The sequence below is a fragment of the Herbidospora mongoliensis genome (assembly GCF_001570545.1).
In the GTDB taxonomy this organism is placed as follows: Bacteria; Actinomycetota; Actinomycetes; order Streptosporangiales; family Streptosporangiaceae; genus Herbidospora; species Herbidospora mongoliensis.
This window is the reverse complement of the sequence record NZ_BBXD01000013.1, coordinates 255,085-271,582: the sequence shown is the minus strand read 5'-3', so window position 1 is coordinate 271,582 and position 16,498 is coordinate 255,085. Positions and strand designations below refer to the sequence as shown.

Annotated in this window: 15 protein-coding genes; 8 read left to right on the top strand and 7 right to left on the bottom strand. The window is 69.2% G+C overall.

All coding sequences use genetic code 11. The features are described 5' to 3' along the window. Positions 1–26: 26 nt before the first annotated feature. Together AW272_RS18305 and AW272_RS18300 are read left to right on the top strand one after the other, a co-directional pair. Positions 27–2,039 carry a sensor histidine kinase gene (locus tag AW272_RS18305; protein ID WP_157518623.1) on the top strand — a complete coding sequence of 671 codons (2,013 nt, stop codon included), beginning with the start codon at positions 27–29 and terminating at the stop codon, positions 2,037–2,039. Further along, positions 2,036–2,680, top strand: a complete 645-nt coding sequence (locus AW272_RS18300; RefSeq protein ID WP_066366480.1) for a response regulator — start codon at positions 2,036–2,038, stop codon at positions 2,678–2,680. The genes AW272_RS18305 and AW272_RS18300 overlap by 4 nt, the downstream gene beginning before the upstream one ends. Before the next feature lie 5 nt (positions 2,681–2,685). Here the strand turns inward: AW272_RS18300 and AW272_RS18295 are convergent, their stop codons facing one another. Together AW272_RS18295 and AW272_RS18290 are read right to left on the bottom strand one after the other, a co-directional pair. Next, entirely contained in the window at positions 2,686–3,663 is a 978-nt protein-coding gene (locus AW272_RS18295; RefSeq protein WP_066366478.1) for an aldo/keto reductase, read from the bottom strand. 36 nt (positions 3,664–3,699) lie between these two features. Next, positions 3,700–4,329 (bottom strand): HAD family hydrolase, encoded by a 630-nt coding sequence (locus AW272_RS18290; protein ID WP_066366475.1) that lies wholly within the window; start codon positions 4,327–4,329, stop codon positions 3,700–3,702. Positions 4,330–4,356: 27 nt separating this feature from the next. Here AW272_RS18290 and AW272_RS18285 point away from each other — a divergent pair, with 27 nt between their 5' ends. From AW272_RS18285 to AW272_RS18275, 3 genes are all read left to right on the top strand, one after another. Beyond that, the gene (locus tag AW272_RS18285; RefSeq protein WP_066366473.1) at positions 4,357–5,211 is read left to right on the top strand and encodes a hypothetical protein; all 855 of its coding nucleotides are present in this window, start codon (positions 4,357–4,359) and stop codon (positions 5,209–5,211) included. Positions 5,212–5,268: 57 nt separating this feature from the next. After that, positions 5,269–5,859 carry an HNH endonuclease family protein gene (locus AW272_RS18280; protein ID WP_066366470.1) on the top strand — a complete coding sequence of 197 codons (591 nt, stop codon included), beginning with the start codon at positions 5,269–5,271 and terminating at the stop codon, positions 5,857–5,859. Positions 5,860–5,932: 73 nt separating this feature from the next. Further along, positions 5,933–6,364 carry an ester cyclase gene (locus tag AW272_RS18275; RefSeq protein WP_066366849.1) on the top strand — a complete coding sequence of 144 codons (432 nt, stop codon included), beginning with the start codon at positions 5,933–5,935 and terminating at the stop codon, positions 6,362–6,364. Here AW272_RS18275 and AW272_RS18270 read toward each other — a convergent pair. Further along, positions 6,351–7,070, bottom strand: a complete 720-nt coding sequence (locus AW272_RS18270) for a GDSL-type esterase/lipase family protein (RefSeq protein WP_083958426.1) — start codon at positions 7,068–7,070, stop codon at positions 6,351–6,353. The genes AW272_RS18275 and AW272_RS18270 overlap by 14 nt on opposite strands. A gap of 49 nt (positions 7,071–7,119) precedes the next feature. Here AW272_RS18270 and AW272_RS18265 point away from each other — a divergent pair, with 49 nt between their 5' ends. Next, the gene (locus AW272_RS18265; RefSeq protein WP_066366461.1) at positions 7,120–8,295 is read left to right on the top strand and encodes a cytochrome P450; all 1,176 of its coding nucleotides are present in this window, start codon (positions 7,120–7,122) and stop codon (positions 8,293–8,295) included. A gap of 34 nt (positions 8,296–8,329) precedes the next feature. Here the strand turns inward: AW272_RS18265 and AW272_RS18260 are convergent, their stop codons facing one another. Continuing rightward, the gene (locus tag AW272_RS18260) at positions 8,330–9,301 is read right to left on the bottom strand and encodes a polysaccharide deacetylase family protein (protein WP_066366460.1); all 972 of its coding nucleotides are present in this window, start codon (positions 9,299–9,301) and stop codon (positions 8,330–8,332) included. A gap of 193 nt (positions 9,302–9,494) precedes the next feature. Here AW272_RS18260 and AW272_RS18255 point away from each other — a divergent pair, with 193 nt between their 5' ends. Further along, a complete protein-coding gene (locus AW272_RS18255) occupies positions 9,495–11,495 on the top strand; it encodes a cellulose binding domain-containing protein (RefSeq protein WP_066366848.1) in 2,001 nt (666 codons plus the stop codon). Between the two features lie 251 nt (positions 11,496–11,746). On the opposite strand, the gene AW272_RS18250 is transcribed toward AW272_RS18255, so the two are convergent. The 3 genes from AW272_RS18250 to AW272_RS45615 form a co-directional block, all read right to left on the bottom strand. Then, positions 11,747–12,715, bottom strand: a complete 969-nt coding sequence (locus AW272_RS18250) for a shikimate dehydrogenase (RefSeq protein ID WP_066366456.1) — start codon at positions 12,713–12,715, stop codon at positions 11,747–11,749. A gap of 70 nt (positions 12,716–12,785) precedes the next feature. Next, positions 12,786–13,430, bottom strand: a complete 645-nt coding sequence (locus AW272_RS18245; protein WP_066366454.1) for a TetR/AcrR family transcriptional regulator — start codon at positions 13,428–13,430, stop codon at positions 12,786–12,788. Positions 13,431–13,454: 24 nt separating this feature from the next. Next, positions 13,455–15,044 carry a sugar phosphate isomerase/epimerase and 4-hydroxyphenylpyruvate domain-containing protein gene (locus tag AW272_RS45615; protein WP_066366451.1) on the bottom strand — a complete coding sequence of 530 codons (1,590 nt, stop codon included), beginning with the start codon at positions 15,042–15,044 and terminating at the stop codon, positions 13,455–13,457. 120 nt (positions 15,045–15,164) lie between these two features. On the opposite strand from AW272_RS45615, the gene AW272_RS18235 reads away from it, so the two are divergent. Continuing rightward, entirely contained in the window at positions 15,165–16,493 is a 1,329-nt protein-coding gene (locus tag AW272_RS18235; protein ID WP_066366448.1) for an MFS transporter, read from the top strand. The last annotated feature ends 5 nt before the right edge of the window (positions 16,494–16,498 follow it).

The window sequence follows — 16,498 nt, the reverse complement described above, 5'->3', positions numbered from 1 at the left end:
TTGACCTGCTAAGGCATGCTTTGCTGGTGCAGAAGCTGAGGCCGGGGCCGGTGCTCTTCGCGGTCGCGGTGACCGCGCTGCCCGCCGCGGCCCTTCTTGATGTACGAGTTCCGTCGGCCCATCGCGCGCTACTGGAACTCCAGCCGGGCGCGGTCGACTCGGTGACCGGGATGGCGCTCGCGGCGGCCGGGATGGCCGTCCTGGGCCGGTTCCCGCGTCATGCCCTCGGGTGGCTGATGTCCGTCTTCGGCGCCTGGTGGGCGCTCGACGGGCTCGCGTCGTCGTGGCTGGCGTACTCGACGTACGCGGGACTCCCCGGCGGGTCGGCGGCCTTCCTGATCTACCAGCGTTTCGGCGCCGGGCTCGTGCTGCTGCTGCCGCTGGCTCTGGTGCTGTTCCCGGACGGCAGGCTGCCCACGGGATGGTGGCGTGGGATCTCGCTGGTCAGCTTGGGCCTGACGAGTCTGCTGCCGCTGGCGTTGATCGCGGCGCCCTCCGGGATCGCCCAGGCGACCTCGGAATCCGGCCCGCTCCCCGCCCCGCTGCGCGCGTTGAACCTCGACCTGCTCTACCTGCCGCTGCCCGACGAGCTCTGGACGGTCCTGCTGCGGGTGGCCCAGCTCAGCGCGCCGCTGAGCCTGGTCGCACCGTTCGTCATGGTCGTCCGGCGCTACCGGGGGTCGGCCGGGCTCGACCGGATGCGGCTGCGCTGGCTGGTCTGGGCGGGCCTGGTCGACCTCATGGTCATGCTGACGTTCCGGCTGCTCCCCGGCTCGTGGACGGCCGCCGGCCTGGCCGTCGGGGTGACCCTCACGGCGGCGGCGGTCGCGATCGGCATCGTCCGCCCCGACCTGGTCGACGTCGACCGGCTGCTCGGCGGGACGGTCGTCTACGGGCTGCTGCTGGCGCTGACGTTCGTGCTCGACCTGGTGGTCCTGGGGAGCGTCGGCCAGTTCCTCGGTTCGCGGCTGAACGACGGAGAACGCCTGGTCATCGCGGTGTTCGCGGTCGCCATCGCCTACGCGCAACTGCGCGGCAGGCTGTGGCGGCTGGTCCGGCGCTGGGTCATGGGCGACCGCGACGACCCCTACCACGTGGTCTCCGGCCTGGCCGAACGACTTGAGGCGACCGACGACTCCGAGGCGCAACTCCTCACGCTGGCCCGCACGGTCAGGAAGGCCTTCAGATCCTCGTACGTCGGTGTAGAGATCACCGACGCGCTGCTGGTCGAAGACGGCGAACGCCCCGCTGAGACCAGGGCCCTCCCCATCGCCTACCGGGGCGAACGCATCGGCCGGTTGGTCCTTCCTGCCAGGGTCACCCGCCCCACCTCCGGCGACGAGCGCCTGCTCGCCGACGTGATCCGGCAGGCCGCGGCGGCGGCGAGGGCCGTCCACCTGGCGGAGGAACTCCAGCGCGGCCGGGAGAGAATCGTGTCGGCCGTCGAAGACGAACGGCGGCGACTGCGCCGCGAACTCCACGACGGCCTGGGCCCCACTCTGGCGGCGGTCGCCGCCCGCATCGACATGGCCAGGATCACCGCCCGCCGCTCCGGCGAGGACGCCGACCAGATCCTCGGCCAGGCCCGCCAGGAACTCACCGGCCTCCTCGCCGAAGTGCGCCGGCTCGTCCACGGCCTGCGCCCACCCGCACTCGACGACGTGGGCCTGGTAGGCGCGATCCGCCAACTGGCACCGGGCCTGACCATGCGCGTCGAGGAACACGGCGACCTGGCCGGCCTGCCGGCCGCGGTCGAGGTGGCGGCCTACCGGATAGCCGCAGAGGCGATCACCAACGTGCGCCGCCACGCCCAGGCGACGACCTGCACCGTCACCCTGACCCGTTCGAACGGGGTCCTGGACGTCGAGATCACCGACGACGGCATCGGCTTCGGCCCCGGCGCGGTGAGCGGAGTCGGCCTGGTCTCCATGCGCGAACGCGCCGCCGAACTGGGCGGCACCTGCGTGATCGACCCGATCGAGCCAACAGGAACCAGGGTGTGGACGCGCCTGCCCGCCCGCGACGAGGTGACGGTATGACGATCAGAGTCCTGGTCGTGGACGACCACCCGGTCTTCCGCGAGGGCTTCGCCGCCCTGCTCGGCAGCATCGACGACATAGACGTGATCGGCACCGCGTCGAACGGCGTCGAAGCCGTGGAGAAGGTCCTCCGGCAGCACCCCGACGTGGTCGTCATGGACGTCTCGATGCCCGAGATGGATGGCATCGAGGCCACCCGCCGCGTCCTGGCCGAACGCCCGGAAACCGGCGTGGTCGTCCTCACCATGTCGGAAGAGGACGGCACCATCTTCGACGCCCTCCGCGCCGGCGCACGCGGCTACCTGCTGAAAGGCGCCGAACCCGACGAGGTCGTCCGCGCCATCACCACCGTGGCGGGAGGCGGCGTCGTCTTCGGCGCGGTCCTGGCCACCCGCATCGCCGACTTCCTCACCTCTCGCCCCCCGGTCATGTCCGGCGAGACCTTCCCGACCCTGACGGCGCGCGAGCGGGAGGTCCTCGACCTGGTGGCGGCCGGCCTGTCGAACACCCAGATCGCCACCCGCCTCTTCCTGTCCCAGAAAACCGTCCGCAACCACGTGTACGCCGTGGTCACCAAACTCCAGGCAGCCGACCGAGCCGAGGCCATCATCCGCGCAAGGGACGCCGGCCTCGGCCGTTAGCCGGTCTACCAGCGATCGCCGATCTGGGGGGCGATCAGTTCGTCGTAGATGGCGTTCACCGCGGCCAGGATCTCGTCGCTCAGGGGGGCGAGATCCGCGGCGGCGGAGTTGGAGCGGGCCTGGCCCGGGTTGCTGGCGCCCGGGATGATAGCGCTCACACCCGGCTGGTCGATGATCCAGCGCAGTGCGAACTGGGCCATCGTGGCGCCGTCGGGGACGAGCGGGGTCAGGCGGCGGACGGCTTCCAGGCCCGTTTCGAAGTCGACGCCGGAGAAGGTCTCGCCGACGTCGAAGGCGGCGCCGTGGCGGTTGTAGTTGCGGTGGTCGTTGGCCGGGAAGGTGGTGCTCAGGTCGTACCGGCCAGAAAGGAGACCGCTGGCCAGCGGGACCCGGGCGATGATGCCGACCCCGGCCTTCTGGGCGGCGGGCAGGACGTCGGCGAGCGGGCCGAGGCGCAGCATGTTCAGGATGATCTGGACGCTGGCCACCCCCGGACGGGCGATCGCGGCGAGTGCCTCCTCGCGGGTCTCGACGCTGACGGCGTAGTTGGCCATGCGGCCTTCCTGCACCATCGTGTCGAGGGCGTCGAAGACCTCGTCGGTCGAGTAGACCGCCGTGGGCGGGCAGTGGAGCTGGACGAGGTCGAGGGTGTCGACGCCCAGGTTGGTGCGCGACCGGTCGTTCCAGGCGCGGAAGTTGTCGATGGTGTAGTTCCCGGGGACCTGCTCGACCCGGCGGCCCATCTTGGTGGCGACCAGGATGTCCGGGTGGTCCTTGATGAAGCGGCCGATGATCTGCTCGCTGCGGCCGTTGCCGTAGACGTCGGCGGTGTCGAAGAAGTCGACGCCGGTCTCGACGGCGGCTTCGAGGACGGCGAAGGCGGTCTCCTCGCTGACGTCGCCCCAGTCGGCGCCGAGCTGCCAGGTGCCGAGGCCGACGACGGATACGTCCCTGCCGGTCCGGCCGAGTGTGCGGTGTTCCACGGATTTCCTTCCATCACGAATTCTGCAGGTCCGAGCCTAGTCATCCGAGATCAGCGGTTCGGCGTCGAGGACGTCGCTGACCACGTGATCCGCCGGAGAGTCACCCTGCTCCGAGGTGACCCAGATGGTCCGGAGACCGGCGGCGCGGCCTCCTTCGATGTCGGCGGTGAGGTTGTCGCCCACCATCCAGCCGCCCTTTTCCAGCGAGGTCCCGCACCGGGTGGCGGCGATGGCGAAAAGGGCCACGTCGGGTTTTCTGATCCCCTCGACGCCGGCGACGGCGAATCCGTCGACCGCGTCGGCCAATCCGGTGGCGCGGAGTTTTCCGAGCTGGTTGTCGGCCATTCCGTTGGCCACGATGCCGACCTTCCAGCCGCTTTCGCGGAGGCGGGCCAGCATGGCGAGGACTTCGGGTCGGCATTCGACGAGAAAGGGCATCCGGGCCCGATATTCGGCCCACAGGTCATCTGCCGATGCCGCAATATCGAAGTGGTATTTGATCCACCGGAACATCAGGTCCCGGTGGGGGATGTCGAGGTCCAGGATCCACTGCAGGCCGCCTGCGCCCAGGTCGTGGGTCGCGGCGAACTCGGCGGCCCAGGAGCCGAAGGCCCCGTCGAGGTCGATGAGTGTGTTGTCCATGTCGAAAAGGGCCAGCCGTTGCACGCGGCCGATTCTATGGAGGAGACCTGAATGAAGCGTGTCCTGGCCACGCTGGCCCTACTGGTGAACACGCAGTGCGCGGCCGATCCGGAGGCCGTCTATCTGGTCAAGAACACCGACCAGACGGTGACGGTCTACAACACCGTCGGGGTCGCCGTCAGCGACGACCTGAAACTGCCGGGAGTCGAGCACGTCCAGCGCATCACCGCCGCCGACGACGGATTCCATGTGCTAGGCATCACCGGCGACGCCGAGCCGCGCTATTTCCACTTACCGAAGCCCGCCTACACGCCCGAACTCATCGCGTCGATGGACGGTGTCGGCACCGCCAAACACGCCTGGGCGATGACCCGCGACGGGTCCAAGGTCGCCTTCATGGCCGGATTCACGGGTGGCCGCGATGCCGCCACCTCTCTGGTCATCCGGGACATCGCGACGGGGCGGGAGACGATCAGGAAGATGACCGACGTGCGGCGGCTGGTCTGGTCGCCCGACGGCACTCGGCTCCTCCTGGTGGTCTCGCTGCCCTGCACGTCCACTCCGCCGCCGGAGTCGAGCACCGCCATCTGCGCTCAGCCGGAGGAACTCCGGTTCCTCGACGCCGACCGGCCACTGAAGACGTCAAGCGGGGGCGTCGTCGACCCGGTGGTCACCGATGAGGAAGTCCTCGTCGCCCGCTCCGGCGGGGTCATCGAGCGCTACTCGGTGAGCGACGGCAGGTTCCTCGCCCGGATCGAGGTGCCGGGAGAGGTGCGACGCTTCTCCGTCTTCAAGGACCAGCTGCTGGTCGACGGAGGTCCGGTCGTCCGCATCGGTTCTCTGACGGGCGGAAAGTGGCGCGACTTGCCGTGGGACAACAGGATCATGGAAACCGCGATCTGGTGACGCGATGATCACGTTCGCCGGACCACGGGGGCCCGGCAAGAACGTGAGGAATGACCGATGAGCTGGGTTCTGGCTGCTTTTCTCCCGCTGGTCACGGCAGTGGTGCCCGGGATGCCGACCATGGCGGAGGCGGTGAATCAGCTGTCCACTCTGGAGGTGGCCGAGGAGCGGAACGCGTCGAGCTACGACCGGGTGCTGTTCCCCCACTGGGCGACCGTGGGCGGTACCTGCAACACCCGCGAGACCGTGCTCAAGCGCGACGGGGTCGACGTCGTCACCGACGCGGCGTGCCGACCGGTCTCCGGCACCTGGCACAGCCCTTACGACGGCGGCATCTGGACCGATGACTCCGACGTCGACATCGACCACATGGTCCCGCTCAAGGAGGCCTGGCGGTCGGGCGCCTGGGCGTGGACGACCGAACGCCGCCGCCAGTTCGCCAACGATCTCACCGGGCCGCAGCTGTGGGCGGTGACCGACAACGTCAACCAGGCCAAGGGCGACAAGGACCCGTCGGTCTGGAAGCCGTCGCGGCCGGATTTCCAGTGCGCGTACGCGAAGTCCTGGATCGCGGTGAAGTACGCGTACACGCTGACTCTTCAGCCGGCGGAGAAGACGGCGCTGCTGGACATGCTGCTCACCTGCTGAGGCAACGACTCGGGCAAATGGCTTCAAACCACCCCGAGCTGGTTGTTAGTTTCGGTAAGAGGAGGTGGTGGTGATGGCCAGTGCCCGGGAAGTCAAAAACCGGTGCTTCGCGGCCTATAACCAGCACGACGTCGAGGCGATCATCCAGCATTTCTCGCCCGACGGAGTGCTGGTCACTCCGACGGGGCTCCAGGAGGGGCGGGAGGAGATCGCCTGGTACTACACGCACTGGTTCGAGGGCTTCTCCGACCTGAAGGTCACGCCGTGGCACATGCCCATGGTCGACGACCCGGCCGTCACCGAGTTCACGGTCACCGGCACCCACGACGGGCCGTTCCTGCTCAGCGATGGGGCGGAACTGCCCGCCACGGGGCGGCGGATCGCACTGCGGGGGGTGTCGGTGTGCACCATCGAAGACGAACTGGTGGTGACCGACCGTGACTACTACGACCAGTTGGAGCTCTACAGTCAGCTCGGGGTGCCGATGACGGTCACACCGGTCTGAGCTCGGCCACCTTCGGGAACGGGCGCGGATAGGCCGCGCCCACGCCGAACTGACCCGCGAGGGTGTCGGCGAACGCCGCCGCGATGCGGAGTTCGCCGTCGCCGTTGGGGTGGGTGCCGTCCCAGGTGTGCGCCGAGGCGACGAACTCGGCGTGGGTGGCGGCGATGACGATCGGGGAGCGCTCGGTCGTCATGTCGCACGCGGTCAGGATCAACCGGCGGTTGAACTCCGACACTCGGGCGTTGAACTCGGGGTCGACGCTGGCCTTGTGGGTGTCGAGCAGGGTGCCGAGGATGATCTTCACCTCCTGGTTGCCCGTTCTCGCGTTGGAGATGAAGGCGCGCAGGTTGGCCTCGTTCTGGTCGGGGGAGTGGCCGTACCAGAAGAGATCGTTGATCCCCAGCAGGACCAGCATGTAGGCGGGCCGGTGGGCGGCCACCTTCTGGGCGATCTCTCCCATTTCCAGGCAGTAGGGGCGGCCCCACTGGGCGTTGTGGTCGGGGTCGAAGTCGGGGTCGGCGTAGGTGGCGTCGCCGTCGCCGATCTCGGGGGTCTCGATGGCGTCGAGGTCGTTGCGGGGGCCGACGAAGTCGAGGGCGATGCCGTGCTGTTTGAGGTGCTTGAAGAGCCGATAGCGCCAGGTCCAGTCGCCGCTGCTGCCGTGGCTGATCGAGTCTCCGACGATCATCATGGTGACAACGCTCATAATCACTGAATGTAGCCGTAAGAACACGGTTCGTCATTCAGGAGTTGTCATGCTGCCACTGCACATGCGCCGCGAGGAGTTCGACCCGCACCCCGATCTGACCGGATTGCTCCGGCAGGAGGGGCTCGTCCGGGTGCCCACGCTGTACGGCGGGCCCGACGCGTGGCTGGTCACCCGCTACGACGAGGTGCGCGACGTGCTGCGCGACCCCGAGACGTTCAGCAACGCCCGGAGCATGGATCTGCGCCTGCCCGAGCTCCCGGAGCCGACGCCGGAAGAGAAGGTCCAGATGAGCGCGGGCGCGATCCTCATGATGGACCCGCCCGAGCACACCCGGCTGCGCAGGATGCTGACGCCCGAGTTCACGATGCGGCGGATCCGGCGTCTGGAGCCCCGGGTGACCGAGATCGTCCACGACCATCTCGACGCGATGGAGGCCAAGGGGTCACCGGCCGACCTGGTCACCGACTTCGCCATGCCGGTTCCCTCGCTGGTGATCTGCGAACTGCTGGGCGTGCCCTACGAGGATCGGGTGGCGTTCCAGGAACGCACCGCCATGATCATGGACTTCGCCCGCACGCCCGAGGAGCGGCTCGACGCGCAGCGGGAGGCGCGCGCCTATATGGCCGACCTGGTCGCGCGGCACCGGGCGGCGCCCGGCGACGACCTGCTGGGGATGCTCATCCGGGACCACGGGCACGACCTGTCGGTCGACGAGCTCATCGGGATCGGCGGGCTGCTGCTGATCGCGGGGCACGAGACGACCGCGAACATGCTGGGCCTGGGCACGCTCGCCCTGCTGCGTCACCCAGAGCAGCTCGCCCGGCTGCACGACCACGTCGACGGCGCGGTGGAGGAGCTGATGCGCTACCTCAGCATCCTCCACGCGGGTGCCGTGAAGATCGCCACCCGCGACGTCGTACTCTCCGGCACGACCGTCCGCGAGGGCGAGGTCGTGATCCTCTCGCTCCCGGCGGCCAATCGCGACCCCGCGTTCGTCGAGGACCCCGACCGCTTCGACATCGGCCGGGAGAATCCCGCGCACGTCGCCTTCGGCTACGGCGCGCACCACTGCCTCGGGGCGCCGCTGGCGCGCATGGAGATGCGGATCGCCTACCCCGCGCTGTTCGCCCGGTTCCCGGACCTGCGCGAGACCGATCCGCCGGCCGAGTTCCGTTCACACCATTTCGTGTACGGCCTCACGACGCTCCCCGTCGCCTGGTAACGGCGCTTAAGGGAGCGTCGCGAGTCCGAAAGTTTCAGCCGACCCGGCAGGAGACCGTCGGCCAGGTGTTGTTGCCGTTGCGCATGATGGTCACGCCCCAGTTGTTGCCACTGCCGTTGGGCCGTGCCGTCAGGGTCTGCGCGTTGGGGAAGGACGCGGAGATGTTCCACGTCGAGCTGATCTTCGCGGGTGACGGGACGTTCATCGTCACCGTCCAGTTGCTCGAACCGGTGACCGCGACGTTCAGGTTGTAGCGGTCACTCCACGACTGGCCCGCCGACAGCGACGCCGTGCACGAGCCACCCCCCGAGGTGGGAGTGGGGGTGGGCTGAGGGCTGGGGTTTCCGCCGGTCGGGGCCACCGCGCGCCCCGTACTGGTGGAGATCATGCCGGCGCACAGGTTGCGGCTGGCCAGGTTCTGGGCGATCTGCGGGATCGCGGACACGGTGGTGGAGTACTGGTCGTGCATCAGGATGACCTGGCCGTTCTGCAACCGGCCGGCCGCCTGGACGATGGCCGAGGTGCTGGCGCCGTTCCAGTCCTGCGAGTCGACGTCCCACAGGACCTCGGTCAGGCCGAGCTGCTGCTCGATCGACCGGAGCGTGGAGTTGGTCTCGCCGTAGGGCGGGCGGAACAGGCGCGGGGCGGTGCCGGTGGCCGACTGGATGGCGCTCTGGGTGCGGGACAGTTCCGACTGGATCGCCGAGCTGCTCATCTGGGTCAGGTGCGGATGAGTGTAGCTGTGGTTGCCGACCCACATACCGGCGCTGACCTGGGCGCGGACCAGTGAGGGGTTGGTGGCGGCGTTCTGGCCGGTGTTGAACATGGTGGCCCGCAGCCCCGCGTTGCGCAGCGCGTTGAGCAGGTTGTTGGTGTTTCCGCCGGGGCCGTCGTCGTACGTCAGGCCGACGTAACCACCGCTGCAGTCGGCGGCCTGCGCGGGCAGGGAGACGAGTGCTCCGGTCAGGGCCAGGGCTGTGGTCAGCAGGATCGCTTTCAAACGCATCACGGAACCTCCGGGTGGCGGGTGGAGGTAGGGGAGCGGCTACCGATGCACATTCTGGGAACGTGTTACGAAAATTGTCAATGAGTAACAGAAAGTTTCGGTACTTGACGGGGACGGGCCACCCGACGCACGATCATGGTGCCTTCTGGTCAGGAGGAGGCTTCCGTTCACCGCTCCCGAGCCAGGTGTTGTGATGCCGAAAATCCTCCTGCGCGCCGCGTCTCTGCTGTTGCTGACGCCGCTCCTCACTCCGACCGCCGCCTTTGCCGATCCCCCCGCGCCCGTTCCGGTGACCGTGAACGCGCGGGCCGGGCTCGCCGTCGTACCGGACACCGGAATCGGTGCCAACCACGCCGTCTGGGACACCACCCTGGGCGCGAACGACACCGCCGACCTGCTGAAGGACGCCGGGGTGCAGGTCGTGCGCTACCCCGGCGGGTCCTACTCCGACATCTACCACTGGGAGACCCACACCGCCCCCGGCGGCTACGTCGCCCCCAACACCGACTTCGACACGTTCATCGCCGGAGCCCGCCGGACCGGCGCGAAGCCGATGGTGACCGCCAACTACGGCACCGGCACCGCCGAGGAGGCCGCGGGCTGGGTCGAGTACGCCAACGTCACCAAGGGCTACGGCGTGAAGTACTGGGAGATCGGCAACGAGAACTACGGCAACGGCCGCTACGGCACCCCGTGGGAGGCCGACGAGCGCGCCGACAAGAGCCCGGCCGAATACGCCCGCCAGGTGATCGCCTACGCCGACGCGATGAAGGCCGTCGACCCGACCATCAAGATCGGCGCCGTGCTGACCACGCCGGGCGAGTGGCCCGACGGCATCACCGCCGGCGGGGACGCCGGGCCGTGGAACCAGGTCGTGCTGACCAACGCGGCAGCGAAGATCGACTTCGTCATCGTGCACTGGTATCCGGGCGCGACCAACCGGACCGACCGGATCGCCGACATGGTCCAGCTCACCAAGGAGCAGGTCGCCAAGTACACCGGCCGCTCGAACATCGGCATCGCGATGACCGAGTTCAACACCGGCAGCAGCGCCAACGGCGCGACCACCCAGCCGGGCGCGGTCGCCGCCGCCGACTCCTACGCCCAGCTGCTCTCGGGCGGGGTTTTCTCGGTCGACTGGTGGAACGTCCATAACGGGCTCGGCGCGGTGAGCCAGGTCGCCGGGCACACCGACTACGGCGACTTCGGCCTGCTGTCGAGCGCCGGGTGCACGAGTGACGGCACGGTCTGCGAACCGGCCTTCAACACCCCCTTCGCGCCCTATTACGCGCTGCAGATGATGAGCAAGTTCGTCCGCCCCGGCGACCAGTTCGTCAAGGCCACCACGGGCAACCCGGCCGTGGTCGCGCACGCCGCTCGCCGCCCCAACGGCGACCTGGCGGTCCTGCTGCTGAACACCTCCCACGACACCACCCACGCGGTCAGCCTCGGCTACCAGGGCTTCACCCCGTCGGCCGCCGCCCCCACCGGCTGGCTGCACACCAACGGCGCGTCGTCGCTGTCCACCTCGCCCTCGACGACCCTCGCGCCGCTGTCGATGACCACACTGGTGATCAAGGCGCAGGCCAACCCGAGCGGCCTGCCCGGCGCCCCCGGCCAGCCGGTCGTCTCGAACGTCACCGGCACCACCGCGACGGTCACCTGGCCGGTCGCGACCGCCGGGTCGCGCCCGATCAGCAAGTACGAGGTCCACAACCAGACCGGCGGCCAGCTCGGCGAGACCCCCGGCACGACCCTGAACCTGAACAACCTGATCCCGAACACCCGCTACACCGTCAACGTGATCACCCGCGACAACGGCGGCGGCACCTCCCGCCCGTCGGTCCCGCTGACCTTCACCACCGGAAACCCCACGCCGGGCGGCTGCAAGGTGACGGTCACCGACGCGTCGAACTGGGGCAACGGCTACGTCGGCTCGGTCGACATCACCAACCTCGGTGACCCGATCGACGGCTGGACCCTGACCTTCAAGTGGCCTCGGACCTGGCAGAGCCTGGGCAGCGGCTGGAACGGGACCTGGACCGAGTCCGCCGGCACGGTCACGGTGACCAACGCCGACTTCAACAAGACAGTGGCCACCGGCACCACGATCAACATCGGCTACGTCGGCAACTACGCCGGCCCGAACATCTACCCGACCGGCTTCACCCTGAACGGCCGCGTCTGCGGCTGACCACCGATCCCCGGGCCGCCCACGAACCGTGGCGGCCCGGGGCCTCCACGACCGGGCCGTGGTCAACCGACGAGACTCAAGGCGCCCGCAGTCGGCGCAGGCCCGGCACCCTCTGCCGCCGGGCCCGTGGTTAACCGACGAGACCCCGGGCAGCTCACCACCCGTGGCGGCCCGGCTCTCCCCCGCGGTGCCGGGCCGCCCGGTGGTCCGCCGTCTGGTGATCACACCGACCGTGCGGCGACGTTTACTGATCAGATGAGTTCGGTCAGGTGATCGAGCATGCGGTCCACATTCGGTTCCACCCCCGTGAACAGCCGGAACGACCTGGCTGCCTGGAAGACGACCATTCCGCCCCCGTCGAGGGTGCGGCAGCCGAGTCGCCGCGCGTGCTTCAGCAGGTCGGTGGCCAGCGGCCGGTAGACCACGTCGGCCACCCACAGGTCGGGGCGCAGCAGCGCCGGGTCGAGTGGGGTGCCGGGATGGGCGGCCATGCCGACCGGGGTGACGTTGACCAGGCCGTCGGCGTCGGCAAGCAAGGCGGGCAATTCGGTCAAGGCCGCCGCGCGCAGTCGCCCCACCCGGTCGTCGGACTTCGCGGACAAGATGGGCAATTCGGCCGCGTGCAGCCGGCCCGCCCGGTCGTCGGGCTTCGCGGGCGAGGAACCAGGCGATGGGGCGGGGTCCGCCCGCCCTTGGTCCGGGTGGCCGGGCTGGTTCAAGGGGTCCTGCTCTAAACGGGCGGCCAGGTCCTGGGATCGCATGAGGTCCACGTCCACCACCGTCACCTGCTCCGCTCCGACGGTCAGCAGCGCGTGGGCGACCGCCGCGCCCGCGCCACCCGCGCCAAGCTGCACGACGTGCCTGGTCGTCGCTCCCGGCAACCCGCGCCGGAAGGACTCGGCGAAGCCCGTCCAGTCGGTGTTGTGGCCGATCGCCCGGCCGCCGGTGAAGACGACGGTGTTCACCGCGCCGAGTCTCGCGGCGTCCGGGGACAGGTCGTCGAGGTGCTCGATCACGGTCTGCTTGACGGGATGGGTGACGTTGAGGCCGTCGTACCGCATCGAGCGGGCGGCCCGGATCAGGTCGCCGATGGGTTCGGTGAACTCGATGCGGCGGTAGAGGTAGCGCAGGCCGTGGTGGTCGGCTTCGCGTTCGTGGAGGGCGGGGCTGAGGGAGGGGCCGATGCCTGCGCCGATCAGCCCGACCAGGTAGGACGTCATGCGATCCTCCTATGTACGAACTAGTACGTTAACTTATAGCCCACGTCACGGCCAGCCGTAAGGTCGCGCTCTACTTACCGGCGCCCTTCAGATAGGCCACGATCATCTCTCCGACCATGGTCCGCAGCCGGTCGCGGTGCTCCGGGGCGGTCATGTCGCGCCCGAAGAGCGCCCCGAACGTGTGCTGGTTGGCCACCCGGAAGAAACAGAACGAGCTGATCATCATGTGGACGTCGATCGCGTCGGCCTCGGTCGTGAAGTCGCCGGTGGCGTGTCCCGCGTCGAGGATGCGGGAGATCAGGTCGAGCACGGGGGCGCCGAGGTTGGCGAGCACCTCCGACTTGCGGATGTGCTCGGCCCGGTGCACGTTCTCGATCGCCACCAGCGCGATGAAGTCGCGGTGGGCGTCGTGGTGGTCGAAGGTGAGCTGGGCCAGGGTGCGGATCGCCTCGACCGGGTCGAGGTGGTCGATGTCGACCGTCTTCTCGACCGCTCTGACCTCGGCGTACGCCTTCTCCAAGGCGGCTATGTAGAGCTGTTCCTTGCCGCCGAAGTAGTAGTAGATCATCCGCTTGGTGGTGCTGGTCAGGTCGGCGATCTCGTCGACCCGGGCGCCGGCGTAGCCGCTCCGGGCGAACTCGGCCATCGCCACGTCGAGGATCTCGGCGCGTGTGCGGTCGGCGTCGCGCTGGCGATCCCCGGGGGTGGCGGACATTCGGCTCCATGAGGTCGGGCTGGTCTACTCGCGCCTCATTTTATGACCGTGTTGTGCGGCCAGCCGGACGGGCGCGTTGGCGGCGCCGTATCCGGAATATCCGCCGATGCGCTGCACCACCTCGAAGAAGACCCGGCCGATGGTGGCCGTGTAGAGGTGCAGGAACTCGCCGTCCCCAGTGTGGTCATAGGTGCGGTCGTACAGGACGTCGGTGCCGCGGAGGTCCGGTGCGCCGGGGAACCGGGCGTCGAGGTCGTCGTAGTAGTTGGCGGGGATGCGCAGCGGCGGTTCGCCGGCCGCCCTGAGCCGCCGGGCCATGCCGACGACGTCGTCACAGGCGACGGCGACGTGCTGCCAGGGCAGGTCCGCAGGCGTGTCGGCCATGTTGACCGCGACCATCACCCTGCCGTTGGCGCTGGTCATGGCCCGGCTGCGGACCAGCCCGTAGGGGTCGGGCAGGTCGAGGCTCTCGTGCGGGCGCAGCCCGAGGACGCAGCGGCACCAGAGCGCCGCCTCCGCCGCCGGGGCGGTCAGCGCCACGTGGTCGATGGTCGAGTCGCCGGGTTCGCGGGCGCTGAACGTGATCCGGGTGCCGTCGGGCGCCTCGGCCGGGGCCGACAGCGCGGCGGCGTGCCCGGCCGCCTTGGCGGGATCGGGTGTGGAGATGCCGATCGCGCGCAGCTCCGCCGCGTCGCCGCCCTCCACCAGCCGGGCCCGGTCGAAGCCGAGCACCTCCACCAGGCGGCGCAGCCGGTCGCCGTCGGGGCCGGTGGCGAGCTCGACGTAGGCGAAATCCGTCAGGACGGGCGCGCTGCCGTCCTCCAGGAAACGCAGCGAGAGCATGGCGTCGGCGGCGGTCCGCGCCGTGTCGGAGCGCCGGAACACGTCGTTGAACACCTCCAGCGAGAGGGGCCCGCGATAGCCCGCGTTCTGTACGTGCTGGGTGAACCCCGCCAGGTCGAAGTCGCCCTGACCGGGGAAACAGCGGTAGTGCCTGGACCACTGGAGGGTGTCCATGGTCAGCCGGGGCGCGTCCGCGAGCTGGAGGAAGAAGATCTTCTCGCCGGGTATCGCCTCGATGCCGCCCGGGTCGGAGCCCTTCGACAGGATGTGGAAACTGTCCAGGCACACCCCGAGCGCCGGATGCCCGGCCATCCGCACGATCCGCCACGACCGCAGGTAGTCGTTGACGTGCCGCCCCCAGGCCAGCGCCTCGTAGGCGATCCGGATCCCGTGCCCGGCGGCCCGCTCGCCGAGCAGCCGCAACTGCTCGGCCGCCAGGTCGTCGTCGTCGATCGCGTACGGCGCCACGTTCGAGCAGACCAGCAGCAGGTCGGCGCCCAGCCGGGACATGAGCCGGAACTTGTGCTCGGCCCGCCGCAGATTCCCCGCCAGCAGGTCGGCCGGCACGGCTTCGAAGTCGCGGAAGGGCTGGTAGAGCTCGATGCGCAGGCCCAGGTCGGCGGCCAGGTGGCGGACGTCCTCGGGGGAGAGCGGGCAGGCCACCAGGTCGTTCTCGAACAGCTCGAACCCGTCGAACCCGGCGGCCGCGATGGCCTGCAGTTTCTCCGGCAACGTCCCGCTCACGGACACGGTGGCGATCGACTTCCGCATAGGCCCTCACTCGCAATGTACGAACTAGTGAGTTATTTGACTTCATCATCTTGACACGCCGATGGTGCGAACGCAGCATTGCGGCACCATGTTATGAACTATCCAGTTAGGACAGGCTTCATGACCGAGGACAGACGCGAGGCCACCCCCCGCCGCGCCGCCGTCGCCGCATGGATCGGCAGCGCCCTGGAGTACTACGACTTCTTCATCTACGGCGCCGCCGCCGCGCTCATCTTCTCCAAGGTCTTCTTCGACGCCTCCGATCCGGCGACCGCGACCCTGCAGTCGCTGGCCTCCTTCGGCGTCGCCTACGCCGCCCGTCCGGTCGGCGCCCTGATCCTCGGCCACATCGGCGACCGCTTCGGCCGTCGCCGCATCATGGTCTTCACCCTGGTCCTGATGGGTGTGGCGACGTTCCTCATCGGCTGCCTGCCGACGCGGGAGCAGATCGGCGGCCTCGCGCCCGTGCTGCTGGTCGTGCTGCGCGTCCTGCAGGGACTGTCGGCGGCGGGCGAACAGGCCAGCGCCAACTCGATGACGCTGGAACACGCCCCGGAAGGCCGGCGCGGCTATTTCACCAGCTTCACCCTGAACGGCACCCAGTTCGGGCAGATCCTCGCGACCCTCGTCTTCATCCCCGTGGCGGCCTTACCCGAGGACCAGCTGCTGTCGTGGGGCTGGCGGGTGCCGTTCTGGTGCAGCGTGATCGTGGCCGTCGCCGGCTACCTCATCCGCCGCCACCTCAGTGAGACCCCGGCCTTCCAGGCGCAGGTCGCCGACGGTTCCGTGCCGAAGATGCCGCTGGCCGAACTGTTCCGCACCCACTGGATCGACGTGCTGCGGGTCATCGGGGCCGCGCTGATCGCGACGGTCAGCACCATCTTCACCGTGTGGGCGCTCAACTACGCGACCAGTGACGAGATCGGCCTCGACCGCTCGGTCATGCTGTGGGTCGGCGTGCTGGCCAACGTCGTCGCGCTGGGCGCCATCCCGTTGTGGGCCCGGTTGTCCGACCGCATCGGACGCCGCCCGGTGTTCCTGATCGGCGCGATCGGCAGCCCCATCATGATCTTCGCCTATCTGGCCTCGATCAACTCGGGCAACTACCCGCTCATCTTCCTGGTGGGCTGCGTCTGCTTCGGGGTGGTCTACTCGGCGTCCAACGGCATCTGGCCCGCGCTGTACGGCGAGATGTTCACCACCCGCGTCCGCCTGTCGGGCATGGCCATCGGCACCCAGATCGGCTTCGCGGTGGCCGGCTTCGCGGTCGCGTCGGCGGCCGGGATCATGACCGACGACGGCTGGCTCGGCCTGCAGGGCTGGGTCGGCGTGGGCATCTTCACCGCGGTGCTCTGCGCGATCAGCGTGATCTCGGTGCTGACCGCGAAGGAGACCTACCAGATCCCGACGGCCGACCTCGGCAGGAAGGACGCGGCCGTCGGCGTCTGACGGGT

Bases quoted from the DNA above. Each gene is read 5' to 3' on its own strand.
- AW272_RS18255 (WP_066366848.1), top strand. From the start codon at position 9,495: ATGCCGAAAATCCTCCTGCGCGCCGCGTCTCTGCTGTTGCTGACGCCG.
- AW272_RS18270 (WP_083958426.1), bottom strand. From the start codon at position 7,070: ATGAGCGTTGTCACCATGATGATCGTCGGAGACTCGATCAGCCACGGC.
- AW272_RS18280 (WP_066366470.1), top strand. From the start codon at position 5,269: ATGAGCTGGGTTCTGGCTGCTTTTCTCCCGCTGGTCACGGCAGTGGTG.
- AW272_RS18250 (WP_066366456.1), bottom strand. From the start codon at position 12,715: ATGACGTCCTACCTGGTCGGGCTGATCGGCGCAGGCATCGGCCCCTCC.
- AW272_RS18245 (WP_066366454.1), bottom strand. From the start codon at position 13,430: ATGTCCGCCACCCCCGGGGATCGCCAGCGCGACGCCGACCGCACACGC.
- AW272_RS18275 (WP_066366849.1), top strand. From the start codon at position 5,933: ATGGCCAGTGCCCGGGAAGTCAAAAACCGGTGCTTCGCGGCCTATAAC.
- AW272_RS18260 (WP_066366460.1), bottom strand. From the start codon at position 9,301: ATGCGTTTGAAAGCGATCCTGCTGACCACAGCCCTGGCCCTGACCGGA.
- AW272_RS18285 (WP_066366473.1), top strand. From the start codon at position 4,357: ATGAAGCGTGTCCTGGCCACGCTGGCCCTACTGGTGAACACGCAGTGC.
- AW272_RS18265 (WP_066366461.1), top strand. From the start codon at position 7,120: ATGCTGCCACTGCACATGCGCCGCGAGGAGTTCGACCCGCACCCCGAT.
- AW272_RS18300 (WP_066366480.1), top strand. From the start codon at position 2,036: ATGACGATCAGAGTCCTGGTCGTGGACGACCACCCGGTCTTCCGCGAG.
- AW272_RS45615 (WP_066366451.1), bottom strand. From the start codon at position 15,044: ATGCGGAAGTCGATCGCCACCGTGTCCGTGAGCGGGACGTTGCCGGAG.
- AW272_RS18235 (WP_066366448.1), top strand. From the start codon at position 15,165: ATGACCGAGGACAGACGCGAGGCCACCCCCCGCCGCGCCGCCGTCGCC.